Source organism: Bradyrhizobium jicamae, from assembly GCF_018130215.1.
Classification (GTDB): Bacteria; Pseudomonadota; Alphaproteobacteria; order Rhizobiales; family Xanthobacteraceae; genus Bradyrhizobium; species Bradyrhizobium jicamae_A.
The window spans coordinates 573802-587808 of the sequence record NZ_JAFCKQ010000001.1; the positions used below are offsets into that span (position 1 = coordinate 573802).

Sequence of the window (14007 nt, forward strand, 5' to 3'; positions counted from 1 at the left end):
AGATTAGGACTGCTGAATGGTTGATACCAAAACTCCTGGCGACAAGACTCTGAGTGTCCCGACCAAGACCTTGACGCTGAAGCCGCGCGTCGAGACGGGCACCGTGCGCCAGAGCTTCAGCCATGGCCGGACCAAGCAGGTCGTGGTCGAGAAGCGTGGCAAGCGCCGCATCGGCGGCGACGGCCCCGCCGACGCGCATGCGCCGGAACCCGTGGTTGCAAAGCCCGCGGCGCCCGCCCCCAAGCCGCCGCTCGGCCGCCCCGGAGGCGGACCGTCGGGCCAACCCCAGCGCAATTCCGGTTCGGGCGTCGTGCTTCGCACCCTGACCGACGATGAACGTTCGGCCCGCGCCAGCGCGCTCGCCGACGCCAGGCAGCGTGACATCGAGGAGCGCCGGCAGGCCGAAGAGGAAGCCAAGCGCCGTGCCGTCCGCGAGGCCGCCGAGAAGGTCGAGCGTGAGGCCGCCGAAGCCCGCCGCAAGGCGGAAGAAGATCGCCATCGCCACGAAGAGGAAGCCAAGCGCAAGGCGGAGGTCGAGGCCAAGCGTCGCTTTGGCGAAGGCGAGGCCAAGCCGGGAGCCTCTGCTGCGCCGGCCAGCCCCGCAGCCTCGTCGCCGCCTGCGCGGCCCGCGACGTCTGCTCCGGGGCGCCCCGCGACGTCAGCGCCGGCTCGCACGACAACATCCCCCTCTGCGCGCACCCCGGCCTCCGCGCCCGGACGGCCACCGGCGGTTGCGGCCGAAGCGGACGAGGATGAAGGTCCGCGTCTGGTGCGCCGCCCCGGCGGCGCCGTACGTCCCGCGGCTGCGCCCAAGACGACCCACAAGCCCGGTCCGCAGAAAGAGCGCGGCCGCCTGACCGTGACCACCGCGCTCAATGCCGATGACGTGCGCGAGCGTTCGATCGCCTCGTTCCGCCGCCGCACCCAGCGCCTGAAGGGTCATGCCTCAAACGAGCCGAAGGAGAAGCTGACCCGCGAAGTCACGATCCCCGAGGCGATCACGATCCAGGAACTCGCCAACCGCATGTCTGAACGCGCGGTCGACGTCATCCGCATGCTGATGAAGCAGGGCGCGATGCACAAGATCACCGACGTGATCGACGCCGACACCGCGCAGCTGATCGCCGAAGAGCTCGGCCATACCGTGAAGCGCGTCGCCGCCGCCGACGTGGAAGAAGGCCTGTTCGACGTCGTCGACGATTCCACCGATACCGAGCCGCGTTCCCCGGTCGTCACCGTCATGGGGCACGTCGACCACGGCAAGACCTCGCTGCTCGATGCGCTGCGCCACGCCAACGTCGTGTCGGGCGAAGCCGGTGGCATCACCCAGCACATCGGCGCCTATCAGGTGCTCTCGCCCGAGAGCGGCACCAAGATCACCTTCATCGACACGCCCGGCCACGCCGCGTTCACCGCGATGCGCGCCCGCGGCGCCAAGGTCACCGACATCGTCGTGCTGGTGGTCGCGGCCGATGACGGTGTGATGCCGCAGACGATCGAGGCGATCAATCATGCCAAGGCGGCCAAGGTGCCGATGATCGTGGCGATCAACAAGATCGACAAGCCCGATGCGAGGCCGGAGCGCGTGCGCACCGAGCTGCTGCAGCACGAGGTACAGGTCGAATCGCTTGGCGGCGACGTCGTCGATGTCGAAGTCTCTGCCAAGAACAAGACCAATCTCGACAAGCTCCTGGAAATGATCGCGCTGCAGGCCGAAATCCTCGACCTGAAGACCAATTCGGAACGTCCGGCGGAAGGCACCGTAATCGAAGCCAAGCTCGATCGCGGCCGCGGTCCGGTCGCGACCGTGCTGGTACAGCGCGGCACGCTGCGGGTCGGCGACATCATCGTGGCCGGTGCCGAGATGGGCCGTGTCCGCGCGCTGATCTCCGACCAGGGTGAGAATCTCGACGAGGCCGGCCCGTCGGTGCCGGTCGAGGTGCTCGGCTTCAACGGCCCGCCGGAAGCCGGCGATCGCCTCGCCGTGGTCGAGAACGAAGCCCGCGCCCGCCAGGTCACGAGCTACCGCGCGCACCAGAAGCGCGAGAATGCCGCGGCGTCGATCTCCGGCATGCGCGGCTCGCTTGAGCAGATGATGTCCCAGCTCAAGACCGCGGGCCGCAAGGAGTTCCCGCTGATCGTCAAGGCCGACGTGCAGGGCTCGCTGGAAGCGATCCTGGGCTCGCTGGAGAAGCTCGGCACCGACGAGGTCGCCGCCCGCATCCTGCATGCCGGCGTCGGCGGCATCTCGGAGTCCGACGTCACGCTGGCCGAAGGCTTCAACGCCGCGATCATCGGCTTCTCGGTCCGAGCCAACAAGGAAGCTGCCGCCGCGGCCAAGCGCAACGGCATCGAGATCCGCTACTACAACATCATCTACGACCTCGTGGATGACATCAAAAAGGCGATGTCCGGCCTGCTCGCGCCGACCCTGCGCGAAACCATGCTGGGCAACGCGCAGATCCTGGAAGTGTTCAACATTTCCAAGGTCGGCAAGGTCGCGGGTTGCCGCGTCACCGACGGCACCGTGGAGCGCGGCGCCAATGTTCGCCTGATCCGCGACAACGTCGTGGTGCACGAAGGCAAGCTCTCGACGCTGAAGCGCTTCAAGGATGAAGTGAAGGAAGTCGTCGCCGGCCAGGAATGCGGTATGGCGTTCGAAAACTACGGCGACATGCGCGTCGGCGACGTGATCGAGTGTTATCGCATCGAGACGATCCAGCGCTCTCTGTAAGTCCAAGTCTTACGAAGCGCCTGGATTCATTTTGCTGAAAATGCCGTGACGCGGCCGGACTTCAAGTCCGGCCACGTCCGCATTGCCTGATTTGAACCCAAGGACCTCGTTGCCTGCCTCAGCATGCGGGCCTGAAGGTTTTGAAAGAGCACGATGCCGCGTCATCAAAAAAAGAGCTCCGCCGCCGGCGGCTCGCAACGTCAGTTACGCGTCGGCGAAACGGTTCGCCACGCCGTTGCCGATATTTTGTCGCACGGTGACGTCCACGATCCCGATCTCGAAGGCCACATCATCACCGTTCCCGAGGTGCGTATGTCGCCGGACCTGAAGCTCGCCACGATCTACGTGATGCCGCTCGGCGGACGCGACACCGACGTCGTGATCGCCGCACTCGAGCGCAACAAGAAATTCCTCCGCGGCGAGATCGCGCATCGCGTTAACCTGAAGTTTGCACCTGACATTCGCTTCCGCGTCGATGAACGATTCGACGAAGCGGAACGTATCGAGAAATTACTGCGAACACCTGCGGTGCAGAGAGACCTTGCACCCGATTCGGACGACGAATGATGACTGTGACGACGACCAACAGCGGGATCGACGCGAAAGACGGCGACGCGCGCGACGCTGAGCGAAATATTTTTTCCGAACAGCGCGGCGAGAATTCGCGCCGGGTGAACAACGATCCGCGCCAGAAGCAGGGCAAGCCTGGTCAGCAGCCGCGCCGCGACAAGCGCGACGTGCACGGCTGGGTCGTGCTCGACAAGCCGATCGGCATGACCTCGACGCACGCGGTAGCGGTGCTCAAGCGCCTGTTCCAGGCCAAGCGCGCGGGCCATGCCGGCACGCTCGATCCGCTCGCCTCCGGTGGTCTGCCGATCGCGCTCGGCGAGGCGACCAAGACCGTGCCGTTCGTGATGGACGGCCGCAAGCGTTACCGCTTCACGGTGTGCTGGGGCGAGGAGCGCGACACCGACGACACCGAAGGGCGCATGGTCAGGACCAGCGAGAGCCGGCCGACCGCGGACGCGATCCGGGAGTTGCTGCCGCGCTTCACGGGGGTGATCGAGCAGATCCCGCCGCAATATTCGGCGATCAAAGTGCAGGGCGAGCGCGCCTATGACCTGGCACGCGACGGCGAGACCGTGGAACTGAAACCCCGGCCCGTTGAGATTCACGAATTAATCCTTTTGGAACATGGAGATAACGGCCAATCCGTGTTCGAGGCCGAATGCGGCAAGGGAACCTATGTTCGGGCGCTGGCGCGGGACATGGGCCGGATTCTGGGCTGTTTCGGCCATATCTGCGCCCTGCGGCGGACCATTGTCGGCCCGTTTACCGAAGCGGACATGATTCCGCTGGAACAGTTGGAGGCTTTGTGCAATAGAGCCGCGTCTGGCGAGGGCAGCCTCGCCGACGCGCTTTTGCCCGTTGAGACCGCGCTGGACGACATCCCGGCACTGGCCGTCACACGGGCTGATGCGGCAAGGCTCCATAGGGGCCAGGCCGTTTTGTTGCGCGGACGGGATGCGCCCAATACGAGCGGCACAGTCTATGTCACGGTGGCAGGCCGTCTGTTGGCGCTTGCCGAACTTGGCAATGGCGAACTCATCCCCAAGCGCGTGTTCAACCTGAGCGGACTGACTGCCGGTCCGGCTCGCAACCATGGAAGCAACTGACGATGTCGATTACCGCGCAACGCAAAGCGGAAGTCATCAAGACGAATGCCACCAAAGCCGGCGACACCGGCTCGCCCGAGGTCCAGGTCGCGATCCTCTCGGAACGCATCAATAACCTCACCGAGCACTTCAAGTCCCACGTGAAGGATAACCACTCACGCCGCGGCCTGCTGAAGCTCGTGTCGACGCGCCGCTCCCTTCTCGACTACATCAAGAAGAAGGACGAGGCGCGTTACAAGGCACTGCTCGAAAAGCACAACATCCGTCGTTGATATTGAGAAGCACGCGCGCGAGGGTTCGCGCGCGTTTTCGTATGATCATCCGCTGACGCGGGCTTTCGAATTGTCGGAAGACGATCATGCGCAACAGCATGGCATTCGCGCCATGCGCACTAGCGTCCAGCAGCAATCCGGCCGTTGGACGGGGCAAGATGCCCAGATCCGAAAGGATGGACGCCATCCGAATCCCGAAGACCATGGCAGGATCGCCGGATGCTGATCGCACGAGCGCGTCAGTGTCCCGCCGTCTTGCGCATGGTCTTTGAGTTTCAGGGCACCGTACTTTCGTGAAACCATGAAAGAAAACCGAAATGTTCAATACTCATTCCGTCGAGATCGACTGGGGTGGACGTCCCCTCAAGCTTGAAACCGGCAAGATCGCCCGCCAGGCCGACGGCGCCGTGATGGCAACGTATGGCGAGACCGTCGTGCTCGCCACCGTCGTGGCCGCGAAGGCGCCGCGCGAAGGCGTCGACTTCCTGCCGCTCACGGTCGACTACCAGGAGAAAACCTATGCCGCGGGCCGCATTCCCGGCGGCTACTTCAAGCGCGAAGGCCGTCCGACCGAGAAGGAGACGCTGGTCTCCCGGCTGATCGACCGCCCGATCCGTCCGCTGTTCGTCGATGGCTGGCGCAACGAAACACAGGTGATCGTCACCGTTCTCTCGCACGACATGGAGAACGACCCCGATATCGTGGCGCTGGTTGCGGCGTCCGCGGCGCTGACGCTGTCGGGCGCGCCCTTCAAGGGCCCGATCGGCGCAGCGCGCGTCGGCTTCGCCAACGATGAATATGTTCTCAACCCGACGCTGGACGAGATGACCGAGACCCAGCTCGACCTCGTCGTCGCCGGCACCGCCGACGCCGTGCTGATGGTCGAATCCGAAGCCAAGGAGCTCAACGAAGACGTGATGCTCGGCGCCGTGATGTTCGGTCACCGCCACTTCCAGCCCGTCATCAACGCGATCATCGAACTCGCCGAGAAGGCCGCCAAGGAGCCGCGCGAGGTCACCGCGATCGACAATTCGGAGATCGAGAAGGAGATGCTCGGCATCGCCGAGCAGGATCTGCGCAAGGCCTATGCGATCCCGGTCAAGCAGGAACGCTATGCCGCGGTCGGCGCCGTCAAGGAAAGGGTGCTGGCGCACTTCTTTCCGGAAGGGCAGGAGCCGAAATTCGACAAGCTCCGCGTCGCCGACGTATTCAAGGAGCTCGAGGCCAAGATCGTCCGCTGGAACATCCTCGACACCGGCAAGCGCATCGACGGCCGTGACGTCAAGACCGTGCGCAACATCGTCGCCGAGGCCGGCGTGCTGCCGCGCGCCCACGGTTCGGCGCTCTTCACCCGGGGCGAAACCCAGGCGATGGTCGTGACCACGCTCGGCACCGGCGAAGACGAGCAGTACATCGACGCGCTGTCGGGGACGTACAAGGAAACGTTCCTGCTGCACTACAACTTCCCGCCCTACTCGGTCGGTGAAACCGGCCGCCTCGGCGGCACCAAGCGCCGCGAGATCGGCCACGGCAAGCTCGCCTGGCGTGCGATCCACCCGGTGCTGCCGCCGCATCACGAGTTCCCCTACACGGTGCGCGTGGTCTCGGAGGTCACCGAGTCGAACGGCTCGTCGTCGATGGCCTCGGTGTGCGGCGCCTCGCTGTCGCTGATGGACGCCGGCGTGCCGCTGAAGCGGCCGACCGCGGGTATCGCGATGGGGCTGATCCTGGAAGGTCAACGCTTTGCCGTGCTGTCTGACATCCTCGGTGACGAGGATCATCTCGGCGACATGGACTTCAAGGTTGCCGGCACCGACCATGGCATCACCTCGCTCCAGATGGACATCAAGATCGAGGGCATTACCGAGGAAATCATGCGTGTCGCGCTTGGCCAGGCCAAGGAAGGGCGCATCCACATCCTCGGCGAGATGGCCAAGGCCCTGACCGCGGCCCGTGCCGAGCTCGGCGAATATGCGCCGCGCATCGAGACCTTCAAGATCGCTACCGACAAGATCCGCGAAGTGATCGGCACCGGCGGCAAGGTGATCCGCGAGATCGTCGAGAAGACCGGCGCCAAGGTCAACATCGAGGACGACGGCACCGTGAAGGTCGCCTCCAACGACGGCGAGGCGATGAAGGCGGCGATCAAGTGGATCAAGTCGATCGCCTCCGATCCGGAGGTCGGCCAGATCTATGACGGCACCGTCGTCAAGGTGATGGAGTTCGGCGCCTTCGTGAACTTCTTCGGCGCCAAGGACGGTCTCGTCCACATCAGCCAGCTCGCCGCCAACCGCGTGCAGAAGACCTCCGACGTCGTCAAGGAAGGCGACAAGGTCAAGGTCAAGCTGCTCGGTTTCGACGATCGCGGCAAGACCCGGCTCTCGATGAAGGCGGTCGACCAGCAGACCGGCGAAGACCTCGAGGCCAAGCAGAAGACCGACGCGCCGGCCCCGCGCGAGGCCGCCGGCGAGTAAGCCGGGCTGCAATCGAAACGACCAAGGGGCGGACCGCAAGGCCGCCCCTTTTTCGTGAGCTCAGGTGCATGAAGGGAAGCTTCTATGACGCCGCCGACCATCCGCCCCGCCCGGCCGGACGAGTATGACGACATCGCCCGGGCCTGGATGGAGAGCTGGGTCTCGACCGGACTGTCGCCGCGCAGCGATGGCCTGTTAAGCGATCTGCGCGCCCGTCTGCCGCGCGAGATCGCCAACGGCTGGAGCCTGTTCGTCGCCGGCGATGATGGCACGATCGCCGCCATGCTGGCGCTGCACCTGCCGACCGCCCTGCTCGACCAGTTGATGGTCGTGCCGGCCTATCAGGACCGAAGCCTGGGGCGTCACTTGCTCGCCTTCACACGCCAGTGTTTGCCGGACGAGATCTGGCTGAAATGTGTCCGCGAGAACGAAAAGGCGTGGCGCTGGTACGAGCGAGAAGGCTTCGTATTCGAGAAGGAAGAGGTCAATCCGCGGACCGGCTTCATGATGAAGCACTACCGGTGGAAGAAGCGATGAGCACGATCGCCTGCCTTGCGGACATGATCTGCACGTTCTAGAGCATTTTCGGTTCTGATTGAATCAGAACCGAAGCCCTAGATTCTCGTTTTGACGCGTTTTCTTCACGCGAACCGGTATCCACTTCGCTCGAAAACGCTCTAGTCAGGCAGATCTGTTGCATAAACCTTTCGTTGGTTGATCATGATCCGTCGTTTCGCCGTCGCCGCCGTCCTCGTGTCATGCTTTGGCGCGGCGGGATGGGCCCAATCTCTTCCAACATCGCCGACACCACCCGCGCTCGCCAAGCCGCCCGCAAAGAAAGTCGCGCGGAAGGCCAACGCGGCCGCGAAGCCCGCGGTTGCCGCGCAGGCCGGTCCATGCCGGCTCGGCGTGATTCCGGTACTTGGAAATCAATTCGCTGTGCAGAAGTACGGTGTGACCATCATCGGGAATGAATCGACCAACGTTCTGATCGAATGGGGGCTCGACGACCTCGTCGTCGCGCGGGTTCGCGCCGCGACCGGCAATGATCCTGCGGTCCGCAGGATCAACTATCCCAAAGGCGCCTTCGACCTGTTCTATCATCCGAAGCCGCATTTGCTGCCGGATCCAACCACGGGCATCCCTGCGATCGTTCAAAGCTTCACGCAAAATGCGAACTGCGAACGCTACCTTGTCGTGACCAAATTCAGGTTGCACCCGCAGGGCACCAACCTTCAGCTTGATGGCATCGGCACCTACAATCAGGGCCTAGGCTCGATGCTCAGGCACTCGCACGTGTTCGCCAATGTAGAGCTGACGCTGCTCGACGGCAGGAGCTATGCGAGGATGGACCGCACGCTGGCGACCATGGGCAACCGCTTCTCCGAAAGCATGAGACTGACGGAAAATCCGTTCAAGCATCTCGACAATTCGGACTTTCCCGACCCTCCCGAGGCTGCGGCCTCCAGCGCGACGCTGCGCGAGAAGACCCGCGGCCTCGTTGCGGAAGAGATCGACAAGGCGATGCCAGCCTATCTCAAGGACGAATAGATCCGCGCTGATCGGCCCGCCAATCCGCCGATCCTCTCCACTCATCGTACATTGCCAATTCGTGGCAGAAACGCGATGAAGATGGCCGGCTTGTCCACGCCGAGGAAAGGTCCCGCACCATGATCAAGCTGTATTGGTCGCCGCGCTCACGCTCGTTCACCGCCATCTGGCTGCTTGAAGAATCCGGCCTGCCTTACCAGCGGGTGCTGACCGACATCAACACCGGCGCGCAGAAGGCGCCGGACTATTTGAAGATCAATCCGATGGGCAAGGTGCCGGCGCTGGTCGACGGCGACGCAAAGCTCGCCGAAACTGCCGCGATCTGCGCCTATGTCGCCGACCGCTATCCGGAGACCAGGCTCGCGCCGGCCACAGACGATCCGAAGCGCGCGCGCTATCTGCAATGGCTGTTCTTCGGGCCGAGCTGCATCGAGCCGGCACTGATCCAGCTCTTCACCAAGCTCGAGGTGCCCTCGCGCATGGCGGCCTGGGGCAGCGCGACCCAGGTGTTCGACGTGCTTGACGCCGAGCTGCAGAAGGGGCCGTGGCTTCTCGGCGACCATTTTTCCGCCGCCGACATCACGATCGGAGCCGGGCTGAACCAGGCGGTGCGGGTGTTCAAGATGGTGCCGCCGCGGCCGTCATTCGACGCCTATATCGACCGCTGCGTGGCGCGGCCCGCATTCCAGCGGACCGAGAAGATCGCGGCGGGGTAAGATCGTCGTCGGCTCGGTCTAACCCGGCACGACGCGCGGATCGAGATCCTGCGTGTAGTCGACGCCGTCGATGCCAAAGCCGAACAGGCGCAGGAACTCTCGCTTGTACTCTCCGAGATCGGCCAGCTCGCCGAGTGTCTCCGTCGATAGCAGCGGCCATCGACGCGACACCTCGGCCTGAACCTCGGGCGAGAGCTCCCAATCGTCGACCCTGAGCCGCTGCGCGTCATCGAGCGTGGCATCCTTGCCGAGGCGCGTGCGGAACAGGCGATCGATCTGCTCGATACAGCCTTCGTGCAGGCCGAGCTGCTTCATGACCTTGAACAGCACCGTGCCATAGAGCGGCACCACTGGAATGGCCGAGCTCGCCTGGGTCACCACGGCCTTCAGCGCCACCACGCGGGCAGCGTCCTGGCCGAGCCGACCGCGGATCTCTTCCGCCTTGCGGTCGAGATCGACCTTGGCGCGACCGAGCGTGCCGTTCCAGTAGATCGGCCAGGTCAGCTCGCTGCCGATATAGGTGTAATTGAGCGTCCGGAAGCCCGTCGCCAGCACCCCGGCGTCCGCGAGCTGGTCGATCCAGCGCTTCCAGTCGTCGCCGCCCATCACCGCGACCGTGGCCGCGGTTTGCTCCTCATTCGCCGGTTCAAGGGTCGTCTGGAAGACCTCGCCGGTCTCGGTGTCGAGGGTCTTGATCTCGACGGGAGCGCCGAGCGGCTTGATGACCGATCGATAGGTTTTGCCGGTGACCGGATCGGTGCGCACCGGCGCTGCCATGCTGTAGACCAGCAGGTCAAGCTGTCCGAACTTGTCGCGCACGCGCTCGATGAAGGTCGCCTTCATCTCGTCCGAGAAGGCGTCGCCCTCGAGCGTGAGCGGAGATCGTCCGATCTTCTGCGCCTCGATCTCGAATGCGCGGTTGTTGTACCAGCCGGCGCTGGCCGGCCTTTTTTCCGTCGGCTCGCGTTCGAGCGACACGCCGATGGTTTCAGCACCGCCGGCGAAGGTCGCGACGATGCGGCTGGCCAGACCGTACCCCGTCGAGCAGCCCAGCACGGCGACGCGCTTGGGGCAGTCCGGAACCGCGCCCTGGCGAAGCACATAAGCGATCTGTTCGCGAACGTTCCTGGCGCAACCGACAGGGTGTGCAGTCGTGCAGATGAAGCCACGCACGCGCGGTTCGATGATCATGCCACCTCCGTTTCGGATCGTCGCAAAGTCGCCATCAGCAGCCCGCTGGCCTCTCGGCGCAAGCGAAGGGAAGCCAACACGACATCAGGCATCCAGTCGCTTGAACACCAGCGTGGCGTTGGTGCCGCCGAAGCCGAACGAGTTCGACAGCACTGTGCCGAGCCTGGCGTTGTCGATGCGCTTGCGCACGATCGGCATGTCGGCGAACGCGGGATCAAGCTCGGTGATGTGCGCGCTCTCGCAGATGAAACCGTTGTTCAGCATCAGAAGCGAATAGATCGCTTCCTGCACGCCGGTGGCGCCGAGCGAATGGCCGGTCAGCGCCTTGGTGGCGGAGATCGGCGGACACTTGTCGCCGGTGCCGAACACCTTGCGGATCGCCTCGATCTCGGGCGGATCGCCGGCCGGCGTCGAGGTCGCGTGCGGATTGATGTAGTCGACCGGCGTCTTCACCGTCGACATCGCCATGCGCATGCAGCGCTCGGCGCCCTCGCCCGACGGCGCCACCATGTCGTATCCGTCGGAGGTCGCTCCATAACCGACCACTTCGCCATAGATCTTGGCGCCGCGCGCCTTGGCATGCTCGAGCTCTTCGAGCACCACCACGCCCGCACCGCCGGCGATCACAAAACCGTCGCGGCTGATGTCGTAGGGACGGGAGGCAGTGGCCGGCGTGTCGTTGTATTTCGACGACATCGCGCCCATCGCGTCGAACAGCACCGACAGCGTCCAGTCGAGTTCCTCGCAGCCGCCGGCGAAGATCACGTCCTGCTTGCCGATCTGAATCGTCTCATAGGCGTTGCCGATGCAATGGTTCGACGTCGCGCAGGCCGAGGAGATAGAGTAGTTCACGCCCTTGATCTTGAACCAGGTCGCAAGCGTGGCGGACGCCGTCGACGACATGCCCTTGGGTACCGCGAACGGGCCGACGCGCTTCGGGCCCTTGGCCCGCGCGATGTCGGCCGCTTCCACCAGCGTCCGGGTCGACGGGCCGCCGGATCCCATGATGATGCCGGTGCGGACGTTGGAGACGTCGCTTTCCTCGAGGCCGGAGTCGCGGATCGCCTGCTCCATCGCGACGTGATTCCAGGCCGCGCCCTCGGCGAGGAACCGCATGGCGCGGCGATCGATCACCTCGGCGGGATTGAGCGTCGGCGCACCGTGCACCTGCGAGCGAAAGCCGAGCTCTGCGGCCTTCTCCGCGCGCGTGATGCCTGACTTCGCCTCGTAGAGGCTCGCAAGCACTTCCTGGGTGTTGTTACCGATGGACGAGACAATGCCCATCCCCGTGATGACAACCCGCCTCATGTTCGCCTCGCCCTGCCGTTGTCCTGCATGATGATCCTGCTCAAGACGGTGCCGTGCCCTGCTTGAACAACCCTACCTTCAGGTCCTTTGCGCGATAAATAATCTCGTCGTCCATGGAAAGCCACCCGTCGGCAATTCCAAGCACGAGCTTTGACCGCATCACGCGCTTGATATCGACGTTGTACACAACCTTGCGCGCATGCGGCAGCACCTGCCCGGAGAACTTCAGTTCGCCGAGGCCGAGTGCGCGGCCACGACCTTCACCGCCGATCCAGCCGAGATAAAAGCCGACCATTTGCCACATGGCATCGAGGCCGAGACAGCCCGGCATCACCGGATCGTTCTTGAAATGGCAGCCGAAGAACCAGAGATCGGACTTCACGTCGAGCTCGGCGCGCACCAGCCCCTTGCCGAATTCGCCGCCGGTCTCGGAAATCTGGCTGATGCGGTCGAACATCAACATCGGCGGCAGCGGCAACTGGGCATTGCCGGGCCCGAAAAGCTCGCCCCTGCCGCAGGCCAGCAAATCCTCGTATTCGTAACCGCCGCGCCGATCCAGCATCCTCTTCAGCCTCTCAAATATCCCGATGAAGCGCTTTTTGCCTGAGCCGGACCGGTTTTCCCGCGGGAACCGGAGTACCCCGCAAATTGGCGCTACCTGGGTACGCCGCCGGCCTTTTGTCTCTGCCGATAGCGCATATGTGGTCCGCGCGCTCTCTATCATAGGCCCAACAGGGCGGCAAAGCGGCATTCCAGTGATAAATCACGGCTTCTGCATCAGTTTCTGCTTGACCTTGGATTCGTTCTAGTTGCGAAAAACTTGCATCTGATAAGCATCCTTTTTATATTTGCTGGGAATATTGCGCGAGTTAGGTGCATAGAGTGGATATGAGCGACGAGGTACCGGTTTTGAACGATGACGCCGTGCACCCGGCCGCACAGGCTGCCGGGCATCACCCGGCCCTGACCGGCTGTCCCTGGCATGACGTCAACGAGATGCTGCAGGCCGCCGGCCTTCGGCCGACCCGTCAGCGCATGGCGCTGGGCTGGCTGCTGTTCGGCAAGGGTGCCCGGCACCTGACCGCCGAAATGCTGTACGAGGAAGCCACGCTGGCCAAGGTTCCGGTGTCGCTGGCGACCGTCTACAACACCCTCAACCAGCTCACCGATGCCGGCCTGCTCCGCCAGGTCAGCGTCGACGGCACGAAGACCTATTTCGACACCAACGTTTCGGCGCACCACCACTTCTATCTCGAGCACAATCACGAGCTGGTCGACATTCCCGACCCGAACCTGATGCTGACCAAGATGCCCGAGGTGCCCGAGGGCTTCGAGATCGCTCGCGTCGACATGGTCGTGCGGCTGCGCAAGAAGCGGTAGTTGTCGTCCCGGCGCAGGCCGGCCCCCATAACCACCGATGCCGATCGTCGTGCACCGCCGGAACGACGTGTCGCCCCAACTACGCCTGCTGCGGAGTATGGGTCCCGGCCTTCGCCGGGACGGCGATGGACGTCAGTCCACCTTCTCGTCGGCGTAGACGCCCCACAGCCGCTGCTGCTCGATCCAGCCATCAAACCCGGTGCCGGTGACCCGGCACCAGTTGTTGGTGCACTTCTTGACCTGCGCGACCACGCCGGCCTGCAGCCGCGCGGCGATCGCGCTGGTGGCATCGGGGCGATCATAGAGCGAGGCGAGATCGTCCTTGTTCTTCATGGTGACGACGGCGGTGCGGCGGCCGGACAGCAGGGAATGATAGACCCAGCCCTCGGCTCCCTCGGAATCGCGCACCCGGCGCCAGTTCTCGAATTCGGCGGTAATCTCGACCGGCAGGCCGGCGCGCGTGTAGACCCAGGCGACGTCATTGTCCTTGGTCGGGCCGGCGCGAACGTTCACATGATCCGATTTCAGGCTGACATAGCGCGGGATCGGCAATCCGCTGGTGGTGGGGCTCGCATCCTTGGCCGAATGTCCCGGCATGACCGACGCACCCAGCATGCATCCGACCAGCGCCGCCAACGACCCCAAACGCCAGAACGCCACCATCAACTCGTCTCCTGTCGAGATGACCAACCCGCATTCGGCGAG

Annotated in this window: 13 protein-coding genes; 9 read left to right on the forward strand and 4 right to left on the reverse strand. The window is 64.2% G+C overall.

Annotation, left to right across the window (positions count from 1 at the left end; translation table 11 throughout):
• Positions 1-16 precede the first annotated feature (16 nt).
• From infB to JQ586_RS02650, 8 genes are all read left to right on the forward strand, one after another.
• On the forward strand, positions 17-2734 hold the full coding sequence (gene infB / locus JQ586_RS02615; protein WP_212392906.1) for a translation initiation factor IF-2: 2718 nt from the start codon (positions 17-19) through the stop codon (positions 2732-2734).
• A gap of 153 nt (positions 2735-2887) precedes the next feature.
• Positions 2888-3301, forward strand: coding sequence for a 30S ribosome-binding factor RbfA (gene rbfA / locus JQ586_RS02620; protein ID WP_212392907.1), 414 nt, complete (start codon positions 2888-2890; stop codon positions 3299-3301).
• Positions 3301-4410, forward strand: coding sequence for a tRNA pseudouridine(55) synthase TruB (gene truB, locus JQ586_RS02625; RefSeq protein ID WP_212393010.1), 1110 nt, complete (start codon positions 3301-3303; stop codon positions 4408-4410). The genes rbfA and truB overlap by 1 nt, the downstream gene beginning before the upstream one ends.
• Before the next feature lie 2 nt (positions 4411-4412).
• Positions 4413-4682, forward strand: a complete 270-nt coding sequence (gene rpsO, locus JQ586_RS02630) for a 30S ribosomal protein S15 (RefSeq protein ID WP_212392908.1) — start codon at positions 4413-4415, stop codon at positions 4680-4682.
• A 317-nt stretch (positions 4683-4999) separates the two neighbouring features.
• Entirely contained in the window at positions 5000-7156 is a 2157-nt protein-coding gene (gene pnp, locus JQ586_RS02635; RefSeq protein ID WP_212392909.1) for a polyribonucleotide nucleotidyltransferase, read from the forward strand.
• An 84-nt stretch (positions 7157-7240) separates the two neighbouring features.
• On the forward strand, positions 7241-7693 hold the full coding sequence (locus tag JQ586_RS02640; protein WP_212392910.1) for a GNAT family N-acetyltransferase: 453 nt from the start codon (positions 7241-7243) through the stop codon (positions 7691-7693).
• A 183-nt stretch (positions 7694-7876) separates the two neighbouring features.
• Entirely contained in the window at positions 7877-8707 is an 831-nt protein-coding gene (locus tag JQ586_RS02645) for a hypothetical protein (protein ID WP_249147199.1), read from the forward strand.
• A gap of 119 nt (positions 8708-8826) precedes the next feature.
• On the forward strand, positions 8827-9423 hold the full coding sequence (locus JQ586_RS02650; protein WP_212392911.1) for a glutathione S-transferase family protein: 597 nt from the start codon (positions 8827-8829) through the stop codon (positions 9421-9423).
• A gap of 18 nt (positions 9424-9441) precedes the next feature.
• Here the strand turns inward: JQ586_RS02650 and fabV are convergent, their stop codons facing one another.
• The 3 genes from fabV to fabA all read right to left on the reverse strand — a co-directional run bounded on the left by fabV (position 9442) and on the right by fabA (position 12484).
• On the reverse strand, positions 9442-10614 hold the full coding sequence (gene fabV / locus JQ586_RS02655) for an enoyl-ACP reductase FabV (protein ID WP_212392912.1): 1173 nt from the start codon (positions 10612-10614) through the stop codon (positions 9442-9444).
• An 84-nt stretch (positions 10615-10698) separates the two neighbouring features.
• On the reverse strand, positions 10699-11922 hold the full coding sequence (gene fabB, locus JQ586_RS02660; protein WP_212392913.1) for a beta-ketoacyl-ACP synthase I: 1224 nt from the start codon (positions 11920-11922) through the stop codon (positions 10699-10701).
• 40 nt (positions 11923-11962) lie between these two features.
• Entirely contained in the window at positions 11963-12484 is a 522-nt protein-coding gene (gene fabA, locus JQ586_RS02665; RefSeq protein ID WP_212393012.1) for a bifunctional 3-hydroxydecanoyl-ACP dehydratase/trans-2-decenoyl-ACP isomerase, read from the reverse strand.
• A 326-nt stretch (positions 12485-12810) separates the two neighbouring features.
• On the opposite strand from fabA, the gene irrA reads away from it, so the two are divergent.
• Positions 12811-13302, forward strand: coding sequence for an iron response transcriptional regulator IrrA (gene irrA / locus JQ586_RS02670; RefSeq protein WP_283815408.1), 492 nt, complete (start codon positions 12811-12813; stop codon positions 13300-13302).
• 132 nt (positions 13303-13434) lie between these two features.
• On the opposite strand, the gene JQ586_RS02675 is transcribed toward irrA, so the two are convergent.
• A complete protein-coding gene (locus tag JQ586_RS02675; protein WP_212392914.1) occupies positions 13435-13965 on the reverse strand; it encodes an SH3 domain-containing protein in 531 nt (176 codons plus the stop codon).
• Positions 13966-14007 lie beyond the last annotated feature (42 nt).

Coding starts and splice junctions, on each gene's coding strand:
- infB (WP_212392906.1), top strand. CDS start 17: ATGGTTGATACCAAAACTCCTGGCGACAAGACTCTGAGTGTCCCGACC.
- rbfA (WP_212392907.1), top strand. CDS start 2,888: ATGCCGCGTCATCAAAAAAAGAGCTCCGCCGCCGGCGGCTCGCAACGT.
- truB (WP_212393010.1), top strand. CDS start 3,301: ATGACTGTGACGACGACCAACAGCGGGATCGACGCGAAAGACGGCGAC.
- rpsO (WP_212392908.1), top strand. CDS start 4,413: ATGTCGATTACCGCGCAACGCAAAGCGGAAGTCATCAAGACGAATGCC.
- pnp (WP_212392909.1), top strand. CDS start 5,000: ATGTTCAATACTCATTCCGTCGAGATCGACTGGGGTGGACGTCCCCTC.
- JQ586_RS02640 (WP_212392910.1), top strand. CDS start 7,241: ATGACGCCGCCGACCATCCGCCCCGCCCGGCCGGACGAGTATGACGAC.
- JQ586_RS02645 (WP_249147199.1), top strand. CDS start 7,877: ATGATCCGTCGTTTCGCCGTCGCCGCCGTCCTCGTGTCATGCTTTGGC.
- JQ586_RS02650 (WP_212392911.1), top strand. CDS start 8,827: ATGATCAAGCTGTATTGGTCGCCGCGCTCACGCTCGTTCACCGCCATC.
- fabV (WP_212392912.1), bottom strand. CDS start 10,614: ATGATCATCGAACCGCGCGTGCGTGGCTTCATCTGCACGACTGCACAC.
- fabB (WP_212392913.1), bottom strand. CDS start 11,922: ATGAGGCGGGTTGTCATCACGGGGATGGGCATTGTCTCGTCCATCGGT.
- fabA (WP_212393012.1), bottom strand. CDS start 12,484: ATGCTGGATCGGCGCGGCGGTTACGAATACGAGGATTTGCTGGCCTGC.
- irrA (WP_283815408.1), top strand. CDS start 12,811: ATGAGCGACGAGGTACCGGTTTTGAACGATGACGCCGTGCACCCGGCC.
- JQ586_RS02675 (WP_212392914.1), bottom strand. CDS start 13,965: ATGGTGGCGTTCTGGCGTTTGGGGTCGTTGGCGGCGCTGGTCGGATGC.